Here is an 18,456-nt window from a genome sequence, read left to right on the forward strand (position 1 = left end):
TCAACTACCTGTCCGGTATATCCCGACTTCATAAGGGGACAGGTTGACCATTCCCCCGTGTGGCGATGCGCCCAGCAACGTCGTTACCCCTTCGGGAACAGGCACGCTTCGCTCCTCACCGCTAAGGTTCACCAGAAACAGATACCGCGCCCCTTCCTTCTCGCGCCAGCAGGCATCCACGCCCTCAGGCACGCCAGGCATCGTCTCCACGCCCGCCTCATCCAGCACCCGTCCCAGCAAGGTGTCATACAGCGCAGGCTCGCCATATGTGCCCAGAGTGTACACTGTCCCGCCACCGAAACGATGGCAGGCGATGGCTGTTTCGCCCGCGAAGATGGAACGGGTGTAAACCGCTACCTCTTCCGCTCCCTGAAGAATCAGCGCGTCCGCCCAAACCGATACGGCGAACTCCTCACCCGAGTGCAGGCGGATGCGATTCTCATCCGTGCCCAGCGGGTCGTAATCGTCTATCTCCACGCCAGCCACCTCCCGCAGCAGGGAAGGCAAAGGCTCCGTGCGGCAGACGTTGCGCTCGTCCTTGACGCCCGTGCGCGGGTTCACTATCAGCGTTCCGCCCTGACGCACATATTCCGACAGCCGTTGGGCGTCGCGCTCAGTGAGGATGTACCAGCTGGGCAGCACAATCACCCGGTACTGGCTCAGGTCGGCGTCTATCGGAACGATGTCTACCCCTGCGCCCAGCCGGCGGAAGGAGTAATAGAAGCGTCGCACCTGCTCCCACCAGCTCAAGCCGTTGACCTGCGGCTGAATCTGCAGCGCCCAGTTCTGCTCATAAGAGTTGAGAATCGCCACCTGATGGTGCAGCGTCGTGCCGTCCAGCTCTGCGCTCAGGCGGTTCATCTCTTCACCGAAGCGAGCCACTTCGCGGTATCGGCGTCGCGGGATGCCATCGTGGTTGAGGATGCCATGCCAGTATTGCTCCGTGCCGTACAGGCACGACCGCCAGCGGAAAAAGACCACCGCGTCTGCACCGTGCGCCACGGCCTGCCATGCCCACGCTCGTATCTGCCCCGGCGCGGGTCTGCGCCCGATATACTCCCAGCCGGGGATACCGCTCTGCTCCTCCATCACCCAGAAGTTCTTCTGCTTGATACCACGCATCACGTCGTGCGCCAGCTCCGCGTGTCCCGCCTCCTTCCAGTTACCGCTGGGGTAGTTATCCCACGCCACGAAGTCCAGGTCCTGCGCCAGGGCGAAGTAATCTAAACTATCGTGCAAGCCCATGAAGTTGTGAGTGACGAAGTGATGGGGAGCGAGGCGACGGATAATCTCCACCTGCTCACGCTGGAAGCTGACGGTGGATTCGGAGGCGAAGCGCCGGTAGTCCAGCCACAGGGATGGGTTATGCGATTGTCCGCACCGCGCCACCCAGGGCAGAGGGATCTGGCTCCAGTTGGTGTATTCCTGGCTCCAGAAGATGGTGCCCCATGCCCTGTTCAATGCCTGTAGCGAGCCGTATTTGCGCTGCAACCACTGGCGGAACAGGTCGGCACAAACATCGCAGTAACAGAGATTGGCTTCAAACTCGTTATCGGTCTGCCAGCCGATGACCGCTGGATGATGCGCATAGTGGCTGACCATTGCCTCCGTAATCAGGCGGGAGTAGCGGCGCATCACCGGGTGGTTCAGGCATCGTTGCAGCCGCGTGCCAAAGCCCAAGGGATATCGCCTTGCATCGCGGGGATAGATGTCGTACCGCTGGTGCAGCCATGCAGGCGGGGTCGCCGTCGGCGTGCCCAGAACCGCCTGTATACCTTCGCGGTGCAATACCTCCAGAGCGCGGTCTAACCAGCTGAAGTCGTACCTGCCCTCCTCAGGCTCCAGTTTGCACCACGAGAACTCCGCCAGTCGCACCACGCTGATACCCGCCTCTCGCATCAGCCGGGCATCGGTCTCCCAGCGGCTCTCGTCCCAGTGTTCGGGGTAGTAGTCCACACCAACACGCATGATTCCTCTCCTGCGGTCAAATATCCACAGGGGTTTTCGCGATAGGGTGGAACACATCCTGCCGAAGGATTTCATGCCGCGGGGAGAGAAGAATACATACTACCTTATGTAGCCGCAGGCTTTAGCTTGCATTTCGCGAAACCGAGTGAACGGTCTCCAGACATCGGATAGAGGGCGAACATCCGGGTGAGTCGCCCCCCGACTTCCCCGTGGACGGGGAGGGGTTTACGGCTCGGCGAGAGCCTCGCCCACCAGGCGGTGCGTGGCGGAACTATCGAAGCACCCCTGAGACGCATCGTCATGGAGTGTTCATGTCCAGGAGTTACGCAGCCGGAATACTGCTTGAAATTGTGCGATATAAAGTGACACAGAATGTCATTCTGAGCGGAGCGAAGAATCTCAGAGATGCTTCACTTCGTTCAGCATGACGAAAGAGCGTCAGCATAAATGTCATTCTGAGCGGAGCGAAGAATCTCAGAGATGCTTCACTTCGTTCAGCATGACGAGAGAGCGTCAGCATAAATGTCATTCTGAGCGGAGCGAAGAATCTCAGAGATGCTTCACTTCGTTCAGCATGACGAAAGAGCGTCTCTGAAATCACTTAAAAAGCATGGTTCGCCAGTTGTTCATCGCAACGGCGTAACCCCTAAGGTTTCTTCACAGCGGGGGAACTGGCGGTTGGCAGTTGCGGATACGGCAGATAAACTCAGGATAAAGGAACAGGAGCGGCAGGCTGCGCACCAGTGGACAGGTCGGGCGGTAACGTGGCGCTCCCTGCTGCTGGGCACGGTGCTGGTTCCGTTGAATGCATACTGGGTCGTGCAGATGGAGGTCATTCGCTACTCCACGCACCCCACCACCATCTCCCTGTTTTTCAATGTCATCTTCATTATCCTTGTGCTGGCTATTCTGAACCTGCTGGTGGCGCGCATTCGCCCCCGCTGGGCGCTTACACAGGCGGAGCTGATGGCGGTATATATGATGCTGGCGCTGGGTTCTGCCCTGTGTGGTCACGACATGGTGCAGGTGCTTACCCCGACCCTCGCCTGGCCCTTCCGCTTCGCCGACTCTTCCAACCGCTGGCAGGAGCTATTTTTCCAGTATCTGCCCAAATGGTTGATGGTCTCTGACCCGAAGGTGTACACCGGCTACTTTCAGGGCAACGATACCTTCTACCGCGTGCAGTATATCCTCGGCTGGGCGATACCCGTGCTGATGTGGAGCCTGTTCCTGTGTGTGCTGCTGTTCGTCATGCTGTGTATCAACGTGTTGTTACGCAAGCAATGGACGCACCGTGAACGCCTCACCTATCCCGTTATCGCCGTGCCTCTGGTCATCACGGAGGGGGTAGAACAGGGGCGCGTGCCTTCCGTGCTTCGCAACCGTTTGTTCTGGTTCGCTTTCTTGCTGGCAGGCACGGCGGATACGCTGAACATCCTGCATCTGTGGTCGCCCTCGGTACCGCGCATACTCAGCCCGGGCATGGGAGATTTGAGCTATTTTGACCTGGGTCCGCTGGTGACTCAAAAGCCATGGAACGCCATCGGCTGGACACCTCTTTCGTGGTATCCGTTCATGATAGGGTTCGGTATGTTGCTACCGGTGGACTTCCTCTTCTCCTGCTGGTTTTTCTACATCGTATGGAAGATGGAACGGGTGCTTTCGGTAGCGATGGCGTGGGACCGTGACCCACGCTTCCCCTACGAGAACAATCAATGCTTTGGCGCATACCTGATGTTCTTCCTGTTCAGCATCTGGCTGAGCCGTAACTATCTGCGCGAGGTGCTGAGGCGCGCCGTGGGGCTGCCCTCCGCAGTAGACGACTCCGACGAACCCATCCGCTACCGCTGGGCGGTGCTGGGTATTCTGGCGGGTATGGCGTTTCTGGTGTACTTCGGCAAACTGCTGGGCATGAGCTGGGGACTGGGCATTGCCTTCTTTGCCATTTACTTCGTGCTGGCTATCGCTATCACACGCATGAGGGCGGAGTTCGGCACACCGGTGCATGACCTGCACTTCACCGGTCCCGATTCCATCCTGCCCGAAGTGTTCGGCACGCGGCAGTTCAGCCACTCCGATTTAACCGCCATGTCTCTGCTTTACACCATGAACCGCGCCTACCGCAGCCACCCGATGCCCCACCAGCTGGAAGCGTTCAAGCTGGCGGAACAGACTCGTTCCAACCTGCGAGGCTGGTACTGGGGGATGATATTTGCGGGCATCATCGGCTCACTGGCGGCGTTCTGGGCGATGCTACACCTGAACTACGACTACGGTGCGGTGAGTAAATCCCGAATCTCCTTCGGGGGCGAGTCCTACACCCGCCTCAGCACGTGGCTGCAGATGCCCACCGATGCCAACATCACCGCCACGCTGGCTATCGGTGTGGGCTTGTTGATTTCCTTTTTCCTGCAGTTCATGCGCACGCGGTTCACGTGGTGGCCCTTCCACCCGCTGGGCTTTGCGGTCAGCGGCAGCTGGGAGATGAATCTGGTGTGGATGCCTCTGTTTATCGCCTGGCTGGTCAAAGTGTTTCTCCTGCGGTATGGCGGGCTGAGGCTGTATCGCCGTTCCCTGCCCTTCTTCTTCGGGCTGATACTGGGACAGTTCGTGGTGGGCAGTATCGCCAACATCATAGGTATCCTCTACGACGTGCCCACCTATCAGTTCTGGCAGTAACACACAGGTCTCCCAGTCGATTTAGAGAACCTTCAGTATCACTATCAGCCGATTCTGGAAGACCACTTCCGTACCCCGAAGCGGCTGGGCTACAAAATCGCGCAAAGGAACCACGAACCAGCCCTGCAGTTCCGGCGTGAATGCCACGATGTACTTTGTCTTCGCGCGGCGCAGCAGCTCATAGCGCTCCTCATCGCCCCGGCGGGCATCCAGAAAGCGCAGGGTCTCACGCAGTCGCTCGGCGAACTGCGGAGTCTCGCCCCAGTGCCCGGCGTACACACGATTGCCCGCAAACGGGGGAATGAACACTCCGAACGAGGGGAAAGTCAACACCGCCTCCTCCGGGCTTGTGTTTCGCGCCAGCCACTGGATGGCTTCCCATTCTTCCGGCTCCATGTAGGCACGGTGCATACCGGTGTTCGCCATATTGCGGATGAGGTTGTGGGCATCGCGAATGAGCCAGCGCACGTTGCTGGGGGTAGTGAGTGCAATCACCAGTGCAGTCACCAGCAAGGCACGTCGCGCGGGCAGATGGCGCACCAGCAACCACAACCCCCATCCCGCCAAGGCACACAACGGCAGGTGCGCGCCCATCACCATCTTGCGCTCGAAGTTCATGGGCAGATGGACACCCACCGCGGCGAAGCTCCTGGGCAAATACTGCAATCCGATACCGACGATTGCCCAGCAGAGCAACAGCAGGAAAGCATCCTCGCGGTGCCGCCGCGAGCGCACGGTTGCCCACACGGCGACGGCAGCCAGAATCAGCAGTGGCGCGTAGCCCGCCAGCACGTGCCACAACGGAGGCGCGGACGTTGGCACATCCGCACGGTGGCGGAAGATGGGGTCGACGCGGTACAGCCAGTACTGATAGGCTACCGTCGGCAAACCGATGCCCCCCGCGGTCAGCACCATCACCCAGCGTTGCGCGTCAAACCGCCTCTGAACAACACTGCTAACCACAAGGAAGGCCAGCCACGCCCCCGCCACCTGTATCACATCGTAGGAGTGGATGTTCCCAACCAGCAGCGCCCAGATTCCCGCCCGTACCGTGTAAATCCATCTTCTCTCCTGCACCGCCTGCCAGAGGTCATAGATACATGCGGTCATCAGCAGCGTGCCCACCACGAACAACGGGTTCAGGTAAAGCGACAGGAAGGTAAACGCCTCCACCTGCCACGTGTCGATGGGGGCGTTAATGCCCACATCCCGCCAGAACAGCCATCCCAGCCCTGCCGAGACGCAGGCGAGCCACAGCGCAGGCATGCGTGCGCCGTTCGGCAGAAGCCGTTTGTATAACAGCCACAGCGTCCATAACCAGACGATGCCCAGCCCCATACGTGCTGCGTGGAACAGAAACAGTACAGGCAACCCCGTCCAGCGGGCAATGGTGCCGATTGCCCAGAAGAACAGATTGGTGGAAAGACGCGGTTGAGGGTCGGTGGTGAAGCGGTTCTCAAAAAAGAAGTGGCCTTCCCATGCCTGCCGAATCCATGCCAGATACACGCAATGGTCGTCGATATTATGGTTGATCCAGAAGTACTTTCGTCCGAGCGACAGCCAGGCCCCGAAGAGGTAAGGCAGTAGCGTGAAAAGCACGACGGCAAGGATGAGCGCCCACGCCTTGCGGTCGGCGCGCCGTTCGATATCTATACGGTTGTCCACATCCTGAACTGCTCTTCCCATGCATCCAATGGATTAGTCGATTCAGAAGCGTTCTCCTGTTTCCTCCCCGGTGATGAGACAGGAGAAGGTTGCTCGTGCATCCGTCACGAAGTACGGGAAAAAGTCCATCGCCAGAGCAGGAGAGACAAGCCATGAATGCCAGGCAACCAAGCACTTTGCACGAGCAGTTTCGCAACCCTTCCAATCGATATCGCACCCTGCAGATTATTCACAACTTCGACAGCTTTGGCACAGACGAAGCATCCCTTCGCCAGCGATTGGAATGGCTGAAGGCGACGGGTATCGGTGGACTGGTGTGCAACGTCAGCTTCAAAGACTACATGCGTAGCGAGGAGCAGTGGCGCATTTTCCTCATGGGGCTGAGGGTGGCGGAGGAGCTGGGACTGCATCTGTGGCTGTATGATGAAGAGGGTTATCCCAGCGGCGCGGCAGGTGGACTAGTGCTGGAGCGTAACCCCGACCTGGAAGCAATCGGTCTGGTGCGCAAAATGGGTGCAGACGGCAAGCCACGATACGAGGTACAGCGGATGTACGAGGGCACGCACTGCACCGAGAACGTCTACAAGAAGCGGCGCTATGTGAACCTGCTCCATCCCATGGCGACGCGCATCTTCATTGAGGTTACTCATGAGGCGTACGCCCGTCGCATTCCCAATCTGGGCAAGCGCATACATGCCATCTTCACCGACGAGCCCTCGCTAATGACCACCTATATCCGTCCACCCGCTGATGCTCTGCCCGCCGTGCCCTGGGTGGAAGACCTGCCCGAACAATTCAAACGGCGGAAGGGCTACGACCTGATGCCCCAGCTGGAGAGCCTGTATACCGATACTGGCGACCACAGAGGGGTGCGGTGTGACTTTTACGAAGTGGTGGCGCAGCTGGTGGCGGAACGTTATCTGGGACAGATCCAGCAGTGGTGTCGCAAGCACGGTATCGCTTCCAGTGGGCATCTGCTGGCGGAAGAGAAACTGCTCTGGCACGTGATGTACTATGGCGACCTCTTCACCTGCCTGCGACGGATGGACATCCCGGGCATTGACATCCTCTCCTCCGACCCTCTTGGGCTGGCGGCAGGCAACGGCTTCCTGGTGCCCAAACTGATTTCCTCCGCGGCGCACCTGATGGGACGCACCGAAACCATGAGCGAAACCTCCGACTTTGCCGAGCAGATGAGTGGCAAAAGAGCGACGCTGGCGCAGATGAAAGCCACCGCCAGCCTGCAGTACCTGCTGGGCATCAACACCATCACCTCCTACTATCCCGACCCTTACGGCGCGACACATCCAAACAACACCGAACAACGGCGTACCGACTACGCCGCCTACAACGCCTGCGTGGGGCGACTGAGTGTGCTCCTGCGCGAAGCACAGCATGAGTGCGATGTGGCGGTACTGTATCCTGTCGCGGGCGTGCAGGCGAATTTCTACCCCACCACCCTCTCGATGTATCAGCCCCATCCCAGCCGCCGATTGAAAGAGATAGACGACGGCTTTGTGAACCTGTGTCGCTGGCTGCTGCAGCATCAGATAGATTTTGACATCCTTGACGAAGCCGCAATCCAGAAAGCGCAAATCGGCAGGCGGCAATTCCGCGTGGCGAAGGAACGCTATAAGGCACTGATCATCCCGTCTACTGACGCCGTCCATACGGCGACCCTGCAGCAGGTGCTGAAAATGGCGCAAAACGGCGTAACCGTTGTGCTGGTCGGCGAGCCACCCCGCTACGCCGCCAGTCGGAACGAAAGGGATGAACAAATACACGGGCTGGTACAGTCCCTGATGCGCCGCGCTGAGGTCTTCCCCTCTCTCAGTGACGAAATGGCGTCAGTCCTTCGGCTGGCGGGATGTGGAGTGCAGCTAGAGCTAGCCTCGCCCGAAATCTGGGTAGCGCGTTACCGACGCGGAGGCGACATGGTGTATTTCCTGATAAACCTCTCCCTTCAGGACAGGCAATGTCGTCTGCGCCTGCCCGAGGCAAGACGGCCCAGTGTTTGGGACCCCGAGACGGGCGGAGTGACCACGATGAATAGCAACAGGGCAGAGGTTCGCATTCCTGCGCTCGGTGGGGTGTTTCTTGTTTGCACATGATTTCCTGCGCGAGGGGCAGAGACTCTTCTGTAAACCCGACATGGTTTTCTGGCGAGTATAATGATGGATTTATTGCATTTTGACGAAATGGCAAACATTCTATCTACTTCAAATCTATTCCCACGGCCAAATGCAGAGAGAATTTTCGAAATTTCTGCAAAAGATTCAGCAAAAACCGCAGTTTTGGTACGAATCTTGCCTCTATATAGTTTATCCAAAAAAGGAGGTATCCGCGATGATACGATGGTTGCATGCGCTCGGCATCGCGCTGGCATTAGCCGCGATGCTGGCAGCAGTCGCCACAGGCGACCCCGTGGTCGGCTTCGGGCAAATCGCCATCAACGGCAACCCCACGAGCGTCGGTTTCGTGGATGTGCAGATTACCCCCTTCAGCTCGTTAGGGGCAGGTTACCTGAACGTAGCGGTGGACCTGAACGGAGACGGACTGGACAGCGGAGACTGGCTGGTGTCCAATTCGGTAATCCCGTTGCAGCCTACCGACTTCGGCGGCAACGCCGCGACCTTCTCCTCCACGTTCGACCTGAGCAGCCTGAGCCTTTCCGGTCCGTACACGGTGTACGCCGCCTTTGACTCCTCCGTACGTTCCCCAGGAGACTTCAGCGGGATGCAGGCAAACACAGGAGTCCTGTTCAGCCTGTACGACATTGGCGACCTGCAGGACGGTATCAATCTGGGGCTGGACGCGGGAGCAGGAGAACGAGGACAAGGAGCGAACGGATCGCCTCCGTCAGCAGGCAATCCGAGCCTGTCTCCGACCGCAACTATCATCGGGCGGGTGCGCCACGATACGCCCGGCATCAAGCAGGGCAAAAACGAATGCGCACCGACCTCTGCGGCGCAGAGCCTGTACTGGTTGCAGAAACGCCACCCCGGCGCGCTCGGCGGGAAGCTCCCGGGACAGAACGACCTCATTGGTCAGTTGAAAACGGGGATGAACTGGAACGACGGCATCCAGCCGGGAGACTTCAAGCCGGGCAAGGAAAAGGTCGTCAAGGACCTGAAGCTGGATAAGTGGATTGTCACCAAGGCGGGAGGGCAATTCGACGGCACCAACACCTTCGACTTCGTCAAGAAAGAGATCGAGGCGGGCGAAGATGTGGAACTGCGCATCCAGTACAAGGACGCACTCGGAAATAACGCGGGCGGACACTGGGTGACGGTGGCAGGATGGTTCGATGATGGTACCAAGAAGAAACTGTTCTTCAAGGACCCCCTGACCGGTGGCGACACGATTGACGAGTATGTGCTGGACGGCACGCGGATTAAGAACTACAAGTACGGGGATCGTGCTTACATCAGCTTCGCGGTGTCGCAGTCGGTCATCCCTGAACCCGGCACCATGGCGCTTTTCGGTATCGGCGTGCTGGCGCCCGGGCTGGCAGCGCTGCGCCGCCGCAGGCGGTAAGCATTAGCTCGCGAGGCTCCCTGCCGAAAGCCTGCCGGCTCGGTGGGAGCCTCGTCCTGTCCAAAAAGACGCTGGGCCGTGACTCCTGCAACTCTCGTCAGGGGCGCGGCGTGCCGCGCCCCGATAGACCGTGTGCCTACCCGTACAGCGGCCCGAACGTCTGGCAGGCGCGATAGTCCGCCGCTTCGGGGTCGGAGGTGCCGAACAGCCCCCAGGCGTGTGGACGGAAAATACGCTCGGCAGGCACGTTGTGCATCGCCACAGGGATGCGCAGCGCGGATGCCAGCGTGATGAGCTCCGCACCGATGTGCCCGTAGCTCAGCGTACCGTGATTCGCCGCCCAGTGCGCCATCACGGTATACACATCGCGGAACGCGCCCTGTCCCGTCACCTTCGGCACGAACCAGGTGGTGGGCCAGGTGGGGTTGGTGCGCTCATCCAGCTTGTGGTGTACCTCTTGGGGTATCTCTACCACGTAGCCTTCCGCAATCTGCAGTACCGGCCCCAGTCCGTGTACCAGTCCCAGGCGGAACATGGTCGCGGGCATTCCGCCTCGCGTCAGGAAGCGGGTGGACCAGCCGCCGCCCCGGAAGTACTCCAGCATGGCGCAGTGCCAGGTGGTGGCTTGCAGACAGCGGTCTACCTCCTCGGAAGTTACGTCCCACCAGGGTTTGATGGCGGGTTTGCCGTCTATCTCCTGCTGTCCCGTGCCATCCAGCGCGGCGGGGCCGGAGTTGATGAGGTGGATAAAACCGCCTTCTGCCATGCCGGTGGGCGTCCAGCCGGTGACGCGCCTGACGGCGTCCGGGCTCCAGTAGGTGCGTACATCGGCGAAGATTTGCGCCGTGCCCGTCAGCAGGTGTCCCCACAACATGCAGATGCCGTTGAGATGGTCGTTCTCGGTGGCGAGGATGTAAGGCTGGCGAATACCGTTCCAGTCAAACGACGAGTTCAGGATTGCCTCCATGAAGTCGCCGTTGGGCAGATGGTCCGTCCACTGGCGCTGTCCCTGGAAGCCTCCTGCGATGCCGTTGAAGCCCAGCGCTTCCTCCTCATAACCGATTTGCGCGAGCTTGGGGTTGCCCACCATCAGGTCGCGGGCTATCAGCGCCATCTTCACGCTGATCTCCCACGCGCGGTCTTTCTCGGCGCGGCTCATCTGCTTGTCAGGCGGGTTGTAGTCCTCACCCTCCTTACAGTACTCTTTTACCCAAGCCATCGCGCGGCGGAACTCATCATCGTCGTAGATGCCGCGCTCCATGCGCCGCACGAACTCCACCATGTCGACGGTCATCACACTCATGCCCAGATACCGTTGCAGGAAGTCCTGGTCTACCAGCGACCCGGCAATGCCCATCGACACATTGCCCATCGACACGTAGCTCTTTCCCCGCATGGTGGCGACGGCAAGTCCCGCTCTGGCGAAGCGCAGCAGTTTCTCTTTTACGTCGTCAGGAATGGAAGTATCGGTAGCGTCCTGCACGTCGCGCCCATAGATGCTGAAAGCAGGCAAGCCTTTCTGGGCGTGGGCTGCCATCACTGCTGCCAGGTACACGGCTCCCGGACGCTCCGTGCCGTTGAAGCCCCATACTGCCTTGGGACGATACGGGTCGAAGTCCATTGTTTCATAGCCATAGCACCAGCAGGGGGTTACTGTAATGCTCACGCCAACGCCCTCCCGCTGGAACTTTTGCTCGCAAGCGGCGTTCTCCGCCAGCCCACCAATGCAGGTATCCGCAATCACGCACTCCACAGGCAGACCACAGGCGTGACGCAGATTCTCGGTGAGCAGTTTGGCGACCGCTTGAGCCATTGCCATCGTTTGCCCTTCCAGGCTTTCGCGGACACCCTGTCGTCTTCCGTCGATAGCGGGACGAATACCGATTTTGGGCAGATCGCCCTTCAGTCGGTTGACAGGCGGGTTTTTCAGATGTGCCATCGGTTATCCCTCCTCGGTGAAGGTGAGTTTTCGCAGCCGTCTGGTTCGACAGTTCGCGGGCGTGGCTACAGAGTCCTCTTACCGTCTTGAAGGCGCAGCAGAGAACCCCTCTCCAGCCAAGGCGCGCTGGAAAGCCTGCCGACGGGTCTTGCCTCAGTTGTATGACCGCTGTTGGTCTTTTAGCATCACCTCGGAGGAGCTACGCTTTGCCGAACAATCAGCTCCGCGGGGAACAACACGACCTCGCGTTCACGTTTACCCGTTTCCACTTGCTCGATGAGTAGTTCGGCTGCCTTGGCGCCGATCTGTCGCATCGGTTGGCGGAAGGTGGTTAGCGGCGGCATTACCCACTGGGCAGACTCTATGTCGTCAAAGCCCACAAGCGAGATATCGTCGGGGATGCGCAGTCCTCGCTGATGGATTGCTTCCATCGCGCCCATTGCCATCCAGTCGTTTCCGCACACCACGGCGGTCAGCGGGGGAGATACCTCCAGCAGCCGCTCCATCGCCTGTTTGCCGGAGGGAGGGGTGTATTGCCCTTCGACCACCCAGCCCGGCTCCACCGCAATACCCATGTCGCGCATTGCCTGGTGGTACGCCTGCAGTCGCCTTCTGGCGCTCCAGTGGGTTTGCGGACCAGCGATATGTCCGATGCGCTGATGTCCCATCTCCACCAGCCAGCGCACTGCACGGTAGAAGGCAGGGATATCATCCACATCTACACAGGGTAGAGGCGTACCGGGCAGAGTGCTACCAGCCACCACAGCCGGAATATCTGTCTCTACCGCCCATTGCAGCGCCGCGCTGTGCGTTCGAGGTGCTACTAAAATGACTCCATCTACTGAACCATCGTCCACATGTGCCTGAAAGCTGTCAGGTCGCTGTTGATACATCATACTGACAATCTTGATGGGATAGTCACGCGGAACCGTATACTCCAAGATGCCCTCCAGCACAGACATCACATACGGGTCCAGCACCAGCTCCTGCCTTTCCTCCAGAATGACGCCGATGGTGTCCGTACGCTGGCGAATAAGACTGCGCGCCACCGAGCTGGGACGGTAACCCAGCTCACGCACCGCCTGCCACACGCGCTCGGCGGTCTCGCGGGAGTAGAGGTGGCTCTTGTTCTGCAGCACATTGGAAACCGTCGCTACGGACACCCCGCTGCGTGCAGCCACTTCCTTAATGGTGCATCTTTTGCGCTGGACAGACACGGCAGCATTCACCATCCTTAATCGTTTAAGTCATCTTCATTGTAGCAAGTCGCTGCAGAGATGTCAAGCATCCCGGAGGGTGTCGCTCAACCACCTCACGCTTAGCCCGCGACTGCAATTCTCATTTCTCGCACAACGCCTACTCACCTGCATACGGCTGTCGACCAGCGCAGGGATAGCTTTACAGCGTGCTCTCCTGGGGTTCCTCCGCTTCTTCCTCCTGCGCCTCGGTCGGGGTGACCTCGATGCGCAGCTTGCGGATGCGCCTGCCGTCCGCCTCCTCCACCACGAAATTGGCGCGACCGAAGGCAATCTGTTCGCCCGCCTGCGCAGGTCTGCCGAACAGCCCGAATACGAACCCGCCAATGGTATCGTACTCGTCGGTGGGCAGGTGCAGGCCGGTTTTATCGTTCACGTCGTCCACGGGTGTACGTCCGTCGGCGCGGTAGGTATGGCTATCCAGCTGCTCGAACGGCGTCTCTTCGGTGTCATACTCATCGTGGATTTCGCCCACCAGCTCTTCCAGAATATCCTCCAGTGTGACCAGCCCCGAGGTGCCGCCGTACTCGTCGCGTACGATGGCAATCTGCGTCTTCTTCGCCCGGAACTCCCGCATCAACTCGTCCACCTTTTTGGTTTCGGGAATGAAGTACGGAGGACGCATCACCTTGCGCAGGTCAAACGGCTCCAGATGCGGGTAGAGTCTCAGCAGGTCCTTGGCGTAGACGATGCCGATGATATTGTCCACTGTGCTTTCGTACACGGGGATACGCGAATGCCCCGAGTTACGGATAATCTCCAGCACCTCCTGCAGAGAGGCTTCCACCGGTACGCAGTGCATGTCGATGCGCGGGGTCATTACCTTGCGCACGATGGTATCGGGGAACTCGAGCACCGACTGAATCATCTCGCGCTCTTCCTCCTCGATAACCCCCTGCTCCTCACCAGCGTCCACCAGGCTGATAATCTCCTCGGGAGTGAGCACGCGCGGTGAGAAATCCACCTGCACCTTAAACGGCTTCACCATTGCATTGCTGAGCGCGATAACGACAGCCACGAGGGGTGACAGAAGCCATGCACACACCCACAGCGGTCGCGCCAGACGCAACGCGACCTTTTCCGCGTGTTTTTCGGCGATGGTACGGGGTACGAGGATACCTGCTATCAGCACGAGTAAACCCGTCAACACTGTGACGGTCAACACTGCTATCGGCTCCGAATGCCTCTGCCACCAGTCGGCATCTGAGAGGAGCCGGAGGAGTACAGCCACTCCCCGCGACAGCCCTGTTGCTGCCACTGCCGCCGCCACGAAACTGCTCAGCACCATGCCAATCTGCGCGGTCGCAATCGAACGGTCGGGGTCGGACAGAAGTCTCTCCACCAGCCGCGCGTTGGGCACACCCTCCTCTACCAGTTCACGCACGCGAGAGGCGTGCATCGCGCGCAGTGCGCTATCCACCATCGCGCAGAAGGCGGTCGCGAGTAGCAGCACGACTATCCATAGCAGGTCGCGAAGGTCATGCGTTTGCCCGGTGGTTTGTTCCGCTGGAGAGGTTCCCTGCGCGTACAGCGCGCCAGCGACCAGCAACATCAGCCACATCCAGCGGTAAGGTCTGGGACTGGGACTGTCGGACTCTTCTTTCTGTGTTGTCAAGGTTGCTCTTGCGCCTCCTTCCTCGTTCATGCCAGCCAGTAGATGGCTCCCGCCAGCAGCACGGCTATCAGTGCGCCCAGCAGCACCTCCTGCAAGCTGTGGATGCGCCCCTCCACCCGGCTCTGGGCAATCAACACCGCCATGCTCAGCGCGAGTATCGCCATCAACAGGTTATTGGAGAGGAAGATAATGGTCATAGCCATGAAAAAGCCCAGGGCGCTGTGCCCGCTGATGATTCCGCCGTGCAGCAACGAGCCTTTCCGCCCGAAAATCTTGCCCAGAATGATAATCAGCAACAGCAATACCGTGCCTACCACCAGAGTGACGATGGGCTCGGGCTTATGCTCGTGCAGGTTCAGGCGGATTTCGTCCAGATGTTGCTCGGTGAGGAACAGCAGGAACCCCACCACGATGGCGTTGACCGCGGTAACCAGTACCGCTCCAGCCGCCACATCCTTTGCCAGTTTTGCCAGCGGATGGTAGGTATCCGTAATCAGGTCGACGATGGCTTCCACGGCCGTGTTGAACATCTCCGCTACCAGCACCAGCGACACGGTGAAGAGCAGAATGACCATCTCTGCTTTGTCCAGCCGAAACAGCAGCCCCGCCAGAAGCACCAGCGCCACGCTGAAAAAGTGAAAGCGCATGTGCTTCTGGGTGCGGAAGGTGTAGAGGATGCCCTCGACGGCATAACGGAAGCTATCCAGCGGGTTTTTGGCAATTCTCATACGGTATCACTTCCCGGTCGGGTGGCATGTACCACCTCCCAGCCCCGGTGGTACATCTGCTCGTAACCCTCCTGACTTTCGTCTTCATAACCCAGCAGATGCAGCACGCCATGTACCGCCAGAAAAGCCACTTCCTCTTCCAGAGTGCGCCCTCCTGCCTGCGCCTGGCGCATGGCGGTTGGAACGGAGATGTAAACCTCACCCAGGGCTGGCTCCTCCTCCAACGCGGAAAGGTCTACCGTCGTCGCCCCCGCCGCCACCTCGCGCAGAGAGAAAGAGAGTACATCCGTCGGCTCATCCTTCCCGCGATAGGTGCGGTTTAGCGAACGTATCTGTTCATCATCCGTCAACACGATGCTGACGTCCCCCTTACTCCAGCCTTCCTGGCGCAGCAAGAGGCGTATCGCTCGGCGCATCCACAACCGATTCAGACGGCGTGGCTGTCGATTCGTAATGGTAATCTGCATGGGTCACCGCTGCCGATGAAGGATACTCCACACGAGAATGAAGCATCGCTACCAGTAATCGGCAAAAAGCCTCCTGAATCTTATGTACCTCACTGAATGTTAAACTGCATTCATCCAGCTGTCCATCGGCTATCTTTTCCTGAATAATATGTTGCACCAGGCTCTCGATGCGCGCTGGTGTCGGGCGTGATAGCGAACGCGACGCCGCCTCCACCGCATCCGCCAGCATCACAATGCCTGCCTCTTTACTCTGGGGCTTGGGTCCGCTGTAGCGGAACTGCTGTTCCAGCACGGCGGTGTGCATCTTGCAACCTGCGAGAGCCTGCTGATAGAAGAAAGAGATGAGGCTGGTGCCGTGATGCTGGGCGATGATGTCCCGGATGGGGCGAGGCAGGCGATACTGGTCTGCCAGATCCACACCATCCTTGACGTGCGCCGCAATAATGAGTGCAGACAGCGAAGGGGTCAAGCGGTCGTGCACGTTCTCCATGCGCTGGTTCTCAATGAAGAACTCCGGACGACGCATCTTACCCACGTCGTGGTAGTAGCATCCCACTCGCGCCAGCAGACTGTCCGCCCCGATAGCTTTGGCGGCAGCGTCCGCGAGGTGGCTTACCATGATACTGTGTGCGTAAGTGCCTGGCGCACGTAACATCAGCTCCTTCAGCAAGGGGTGTTCTGGAGAACTGAGCTCCAGCAGGCGCAGATGCGTCACTGCTCCAAAAGGACGCTCCAGCACCGCCACGAACAGAGCGAAACCGCCCACTGCCAGCACGCTCATCAGTATCGCCCATGCCGACCCCACGCTCATCTCGGTCACGGTCTCCTGATTCATCCAGCCCAGCACCCACGTGAGCACCAGCGAGGTGCCGCCAATCCACGCCCCCGCTCGCAGCAGGTCGTAACGGTCGTGCAATCGCCATACCGAGTAAATGCCCACCAGACTGCTCATCAGGCTGATGGCAGCGAAGCGCATCTCGCCGTTCATCAACAGGGCGGACTGTATCGCCAGCATACCCACCAGCAACGTCGCCAGGTGCGGCGATACCAGCACCGCCAGCAACATGCCTGCCATGGTCGTGCTCATCACCGTCAGGTAGCCCAACTGCACGCCGGACAGCGGAAGCCCCAACAGACTGCTTCCCAGCTTCACGCCCAGCGCGCTGAGCGCGACCACCACCGAAATCAGCCACAGCTGACGCGGCTGTTGATACACACGGGGATGGTAATGAGCAATATGCAACGCCGCCAGCACCACCAGCATCGTTACCAGTATCAGGATGGCGAGTACACTCGCCCAGTGCAGGCGTGGGTTGCGCATCCCCAGTGCGGTGAGCATCTCAATATGTTGCTCAGTCACCCGTTCGCCACGCCGAATCACCACCTCGCCCGCCACCAGCGTGCGGTACACCGGCGGTACTTTCCTGCGCTCCCGTTCGCGCAGGGTCTCGGTGCGGGCAACGTCGGGCACACGGTTGGGGCGCAGGGCATGGGTGCTAATGGCTGCAGCGAGCCTGCCCCGCGTATTCTGTCCCAAATCCCGAATACACGCCGCCTGCACTGCCCGCTTGCGCTCTGCCAGGTCGTTGGTATCGGCGCGGATTTCGCGTTGCATCGCGTCGTCCACCTGCGCCATTGCTACCTCACGAGACTTTTGCAGGTCGGATGCCGGTAGGGTAAGCGCGGCACGCACGAGGTCGGCGGACAGGAAGGACAGCTGCTGCGCCAGCCAGCGGGAAGCTTCGGGAGAGCGCATACTCCGTGCACGGGAGATCACATGGAAGGCGTCCTCCACACTGCGCTCGGCATCCACCCGGGCAAAGGGCAGTGACTCGTAGATGGTGTCTATCTGTTTCGCCGCTACTTCCTGCAGGCGGCGGGTCTCCTCCACATCCACATAGCGGACGGTGCGGTGAGCGCGGATTTCACGGGGGCTGATGTCGCCCACCTGAAGGGTGACTTTATCGGGGATGAAGCGCCCCGAAAAGACAACGCACAACACCGCGATGGTGACCGTTGCGATGCCCAGTCGCTGCCAATCCCAGCGCGGAAGCAATCGGTACCGCAGCCAGTGAGATACTGCGTGTAGCCGTTGGCGTTCACTTCGTTTGTTCATCGGTCTGGTTGGCTCAGCTCCTCATGCCTTCTCAGGCGAGCAACATACGACTGCACGGCTTTCGCTGAACGGCAGAGAAACCATCGCGGTGTCGATGTGGCAAAACGGTTTCCTATTTCGAGCGTTGCTTGCGCCTGCGTGCCGCCTCCTGTTTGCGGCGTTTGTCGCTGGGCTTTGTATAGTGCTCGTGCTCTTTATACTCTTTCAGGATGCCCGCGTTCTGCAGTTCCTTCTTGAACCGCTTTAAGGCACTATCCAGAGACTCGTTCGGTAGAACCTGAATCTGCGCCAAAGCAGATGCCTCCTTCACTCCTAAATGGTATCGGACGTTTTTCCTCACAAGATTATACCGAACGCACCCGCAAAAAGCAACTGCTGCAAAAACAGGTTAGTGCACGGGCGAAAAAGACTGTTGTTACCAATGGCGAGTCACATTTAATTCCCAGTTTGAAATGTCACATATCCAAACGCTTCGATGGTATCACA

General features: G+C 59.4%; 12 protein-coding genes. 3 read left to right on the top strand and 9 right to left on the bottom strand.

Annotation, left to right across the window (positions count from 1 at the left end):
• Positions 1–1,968, bottom strand: coding sequence for a beta-galactosidase (locus tag K6U75_04630; GenBank protein ID MCL6474323.1), 1,968 nt, complete (start codon positions 1,966–1,968; stop codon positions 1–3).
• A 678-nt stretch (positions 1,969–2,646) separates the two neighbouring features.
• Here K6U75_04630 and K6U75_04635 point away from each other — a divergent pair.
• On the top strand, positions 2,647–4,647 hold the full coding sequence (locus K6U75_04635; GenBank protein MCL6474324.1) for a hypothetical protein: 2,001 nt from the start codon (positions 2,647–2,649) through the stop codon (positions 4,645–4,647).
• 21 nt (positions 4,648–4,668) lie between these two features.
• Here the strand turns inward: K6U75_04635 and K6U75_04640 are convergent, their stop codons facing one another.
• Complete coding sequence (locus tag K6U75_04640) at positions 4,669–6,333, bottom strand: hypothetical protein (protein ID MCL6474325.1); 1,665 nt, start codon at positions 6,331–6,333, stop codon at positions 4,669–4,671.
• 131 nt (positions 6,334–6,464) lie between these two features.
• On the opposite strand from K6U75_04640, the gene K6U75_04645 reads away from it, so the two are divergent.
• Both K6U75_04645 and K6U75_04650 read left to right on the top strand, forming a co-directional pair.
• On the top strand, positions 6,465–8,423 hold the full coding sequence (locus tag K6U75_04645) for a hypothetical protein (GenBank protein ID MCL6474326.1): 1,959 nt from the start codon (positions 6,465–6,467) through the stop codon (positions 8,421–8,423).
• A 235-nt stretch (positions 8,424–8,658) separates the two neighbouring features.
• Positions 8,659–9,849, top strand: a complete 1,191-nt coding sequence (locus tag K6U75_04650) for a PEP-CTERM sorting domain-containing protein (protein ID MCL6474327.1) — start codon at positions 8,659–8,661, stop codon at positions 9,847–9,849.
• Positions 9,850–9,985: 136 nt separating this feature from the next.
• Here K6U75_04650 and K6U75_04655 read toward each other — a convergent pair whose 3' ends face one another.
• The 7 genes from K6U75_04655 to rpsU form a co-directional block, all read right to left on the bottom strand.
• A complete protein-coding gene (locus K6U75_04655; GenBank protein ID MCL6474328.1) occupies positions 9,986–11,788 on the bottom strand; it encodes an L-fucose isomerase in 1,803 nt (600 codons plus the stop codon).
• Positions 11,789–11,973: 185 nt separating this feature from the next.
• Positions 11,974–13,005: a LacI family transcriptional regulator gene (locus K6U75_04660; protein ID MCL6474329.1), complete on the bottom strand. Its 1,032-nt coding sequence runs from the start codon at positions 13,003–13,005 to the stop codon at positions 11,974–11,976.
• A gap of 181 nt (positions 13,006–13,186) precedes the next feature.
• Positions 13,187–14,659, bottom strand: coding sequence for a hemolysin family protein (locus tag K6U75_04665; GenBank protein ID MCL6474330.1), 1,473 nt, complete (start codon positions 14,657–14,659; stop codon positions 13,187–13,189).
• Positions 14,660–14,685: 26 nt separating this feature from the next.
• The gene (locus tag K6U75_04670; GenBank protein ID MCL6474331.1) at positions 14,686–15,387 is read right to left on the bottom strand and encodes a diacylglycerol kinase; all 702 of its coding nucleotides are present in this window, start codon (positions 15,385–15,387) and stop codon (positions 14,686–14,688) included.
• Entirely contained in the window at positions 15,384–15,854 is a 471-nt protein-coding gene (ybeY, locus tag K6U75_04675) for an rRNA maturation RNase YbeY (GenBank protein MCL6474332.1), read from the bottom strand. The genes K6U75_04670 and ybeY overlap by 4 nt, the downstream gene beginning before the upstream one ends.
• Complete coding sequence (locus K6U75_04680; protein MCL6474333.1) at positions 15,757–17,970, bottom strand: HDIG domain-containing protein; 2,214 nt, start codon at positions 17,968–17,970, stop codon at positions 15,757–15,759. The genes ybeY and K6U75_04680 overlap by 98 nt, the downstream gene beginning before the upstream one ends.
• A 112-nt stretch (positions 17,971–18,082) precedes the next feature.
• Positions 18,083–18,262, bottom strand: coding sequence for a 30S ribosomal protein S21 (gene rpsU / locus K6U75_04685; GenBank protein MCL6474334.1), 180 nt, complete (start codon positions 18,260–18,262; stop codon positions 18,083–18,085).
• Between the last annotated feature and the right edge of the window lie 194 nt (positions 18,263–18,456).

The organism is Bacillota bacterium, assembly GCA_023511455.1.
GTDB lineage: Bacteria > Armatimonadota > HRBIN16 > HRBIN16 > HRBIN16 > HRBIN16.